Origin of the sequence: Acinetobacter sp. UBA6720, assembly GCF_002454215.1 — a bacterium.
Taxonomy (GTDB): domain Bacteria; phylum Pseudomonadota; class Gammaproteobacteria; order Pseudomonadales; family Moraxellaceae; genus Acinetobacter.
The window spans coordinates 1-3,245 of sequence record NZ_DKIK01000013.1; the positions used below are offsets into that span (position 1 = coordinate 1).

At 38.0% G+C, this 3,245-nt stretch carries 4 protein-coding genes; 2 read left to right on the plus strand and 2 right to left on the minus strand.

Annotated features, from left to right (window positions below; translation table 11 throughout):
- On the minus strand, positions 1–267 hold a 267-nt coding region (locus tag B4F08_RS17240), incomplete at its 3' end, for a helix-turn-helix domain-containing protein (protein WP_414632434.1).
- Positions 268–517: 250 nt separating this feature from the next.
- Here B4F08_RS17240 and B4F08_RS01590 point away from each other — a divergent pair.
- Together B4F08_RS01590 and B4F08_RS17210 are read left to right on the plus strand one after the other, a co-directional pair.
- A complete protein-coding gene (locus tag B4F08_RS01590) occupies positions 518–1,933 on the plus strand; it encodes a glutamine synthetase family protein (protein WP_004692352.1) in 1,416 nt (471 codons plus the stop codon).
- A gap of 10 nt (positions 1,934–1,943) precedes the next feature.
- Positions 1,944–2,159: a hypothetical protein gene (locus B4F08_RS17210; RefSeq protein WP_004692350.1), complete on the plus strand. Its 216-nt coding sequence runs from the start codon at positions 1,944–1,946 to the stop codon at positions 2,157–2,159.
- Between the two features lie 45 nt (positions 2,160–2,204).
- On the opposite strand, the gene B4F08_RS01595 is transcribed toward B4F08_RS17210, so the two are convergent.
- Positions 2,205–2,984 carry a TorF family putative porin gene (locus B4F08_RS01595; RefSeq protein WP_004692349.1) on the minus strand — a complete coding sequence of 260 codons (780 nt, stop codon included), beginning with the start codon at positions 2,982–2,984 and terminating at the stop codon, positions 2,205–2,207.
- Between the last annotated feature and the right edge of the window lie 261 nt (positions 2,985–3,245).

A 3,245-nucleotide genomic window follows, 5' to 3' on the forward strand; every position in this document is an offset into this window, starting at 1 on the left:
CAGGCAGTCTTCAACATGACGGACAATTCTTGAGGCTGTGGGCTCTGAAACCCCGTAACTCGTCGCAACGTGAAATAAGGTTCGGTATTCCCGCCAATAGCTCAGACAGAGCAGAACCTGATCCTCCAGGCTTAACTTGGGCGGTCTGTCTTTGGCAGAGACATGCTTCTGCAATTGCTCAACCATCAAATAGAAAGTTGACCATGAGATGCCTGTGTATCGCTTGAACTGAGGATCAGAAAGCTTGTTTGAATCGATGTATTTCATCCGCAGATTATGCACGAATGCTAAGAAATCCGGAGTGCAAATATTAACCAAAAAGAAGATCGTTTTTTGATTTATGAAAGAGATCTATTGTTATTTTTATGTTTTAACTTATTTTAAATTAGCTTTTTCGTGGTTTTAATAGTTTAAAAAATAATCATATTAGTTGGGTGCTTTTTTACGGTTTATTTACGTTACATTCGGTAGAACTTGTTTTATTTTGATCATTGTTAATATTTAACAGGACAAAATAATGAGTAATTTACTCATGGCTAGACATAATATAGCTGACGAAGAAGCGGTCCCTGAATCCATGCCATCTGCGCGTCAATGCTGCGATATTGAAGATATTCTATTTTCAGAAGAAATCGAAAACTATCTGCAGCGCTATCCCAATACCCGTCATGTTGAGATTTGCCTGCACGATCTGAATGGTCATGTCCGCGGCAAGCGCATAGATATTGTCGGTCTAAAAAATATTGCACAAGGCTGTTATTTCCCAATGTCTATTTATGCCATGAGTCTTGATGGAGAAGTGATTGAAGAATCGGGTTTAGGAAAATCGATCGGTGAGCCGGATTATTTATGTAAACCTATATTGGGAAGCCTGCAGCCCTGCGCTTTAAATCCAGAGTCCAATGCACAGTTATTCCTAACCATGAAAGATGACAATCATCAAGATTGCGAAGTTGAACCGCGCAATATTTTAAAAAAAAGTTTAAGAGCGCTGCATGATCAAAACTTTTATCCTTGCATGGCCGCAGAATTGGAGTTTTATTTATTTGACAGCAATGAAAAATCTGGCTCCAATCAGATTTATTTAAATCAATGTTTTGATGTGAATGCGCAAGATAAATATCAAGACGTTCTGGATGAAATTGAACGGATTGCCCTTTTGCAGGGGATTCAGATTACAGGCTTAGTCTCGGAATCATCTTCCGGGCAATACGAAATTAATATTCAGCATAGCGGTGATATTTTGAAGCTATGCGATCAGATCATGATGCTAAAGCGCACCATTAAGCAAGTCGCTGTAGAACATGGGTTACATGCAAGCTTTTTGGCTAAGCCTGATCTGAATAAAGCGGGCAGCGGCATGCACTTTCACATGAGTTTGTTAAATCAAGACCAGCAGAATATTTTCAGCATGAAGCAGAATCCTTTACCGTCACGGCAATTATTAAAGGCGATCAGCGGGCTGATAGTCTTGCTGCCGCCGTCCATGGCGGTGCTTGCCCCGAATGTAAACTCATTCCGCCGGTTTAAAGCTGGAAACCATGTGCCCTTAGAAGCTAATTGGGGCGTGAATAACCGCAATGTGGCCATTCGCATACCACGTTCGGACAATGAAAATCAACGCTTGGAATATCGTGTTGCAGGTGCGGATTGCAATCCTTATTTAACTGCAGCCCTGATTTTGATCGGCACACTGCATGGGTTGACACAGAATCTAGAAATTCCACAGCAAGCCACTCAGATAAAAAATAAACATCAGCCGCACTTTTTAAGTACGAATCAGCTGGATGCTTTAACATTTTTTCACCGGAATACTGTTTTGCAAAAATATCTCGGCAAAAGATTTATGGAATTATGGTGTGCAGTTAAACGTGCTGAGCATCAGTATATGTACAGCCAAATTACTTTGATCGAACAACATTGGGATATTTAACTGCTTAAAAATGTATAACACGATAAATAATGAAGATGATGCTAGAAATCAGAAGCTCAATGAAGAATTATATTTGAAGTATAGTTTACAGGAAATTGATTCTGACATTTTAGTAAAGAAATACCAGTATGCGTCAAAAAGTATGAAAAAAATAATTCATACTATTTTTAAAGAAAGAGGTTTTAATCGAAGTGAGATAGATCATATATTGAAATCACTCAAGTAAAATAATTATGCCAATAGTATTGCTGATACTATTGGCATTTAACTTTTAAAAAGATTTAGTCAGGGTGAATACTGCTTCAGTTTTTACCCCTTTTTTATTTTGACTTGTAAAGTCTTTGGTTTTTAAATTACTACCAACCGCTGCTAATTCTGCATTTATTCCCATTGGCTTATAGCGGTAAGTTGCACCAATTTTCCAATCAAAAAAATGGTCTTTTGCTTCAGAACCATAAATGTCCTGATTTGCTTTGGAATAACCTAAGCTAACATTTGTGCCAAAATTAGTTTGAGCAATCGGTGTAGCATATAAGACATTAAAATACCAATTTGAGATATCTTTACCTATACTGTCACTGGCAGCTTTGCCGCCATAGTTATAGGTATAGCTTATGCTTGGTGTAAAGCTATCGTTCTGATGCAGCAACGCATTAAAGATCATTTTGAAATAGTATTCATTATAATTTAAATCGCTGTTGCCGATGTAATTGTAGCGCAGCATGCCAAGATCAACTGCAGGATGGATTGAACCTAGCGCGATTGGCGCTGTATAGCCGATCTGGGGATCCAGTTCTAAATTTACTTCGTCATCAAAATCAACATTCGATGCAAATGCAGCAAGATAAAATCCTGAAGCATGGCTTAAAACAAAGTTTCCCTGCAAGGCCGGATCATTCTGGGTTTGCGTTTGGCCGCGCCAGCGGTAGTCGCTGGCCAATGATACATTACCTGAAAAGCTTAAAGCGGGAGAGCTTTCATCTCCAGTAGCAAAAGCATAACTTGAATAGAGCGGTATAAGGCTAAAAAGTAGATGGTATAATTTTTTCATAACACTTTAAATTAGTAGTCATTGAAGTAATGTATGTTATGGTTTAATTTATTGATATATAATAAAATTATCGTAAATTTTGCGTAAAATAAGTATAAAATTTAAGATGAATATTTTTTAAAGTCGCAGATTCAAATCCCAAGTGCAACACATTTGTAGTTAGTTGAAAAAGTTAGGTGTATTCATAGAATCATTAGACTTTACCGTAAGGAAGGGTTTCGCCAATGCCAAATTTGAGGTGCATGCAGAGGAGGGGATGGA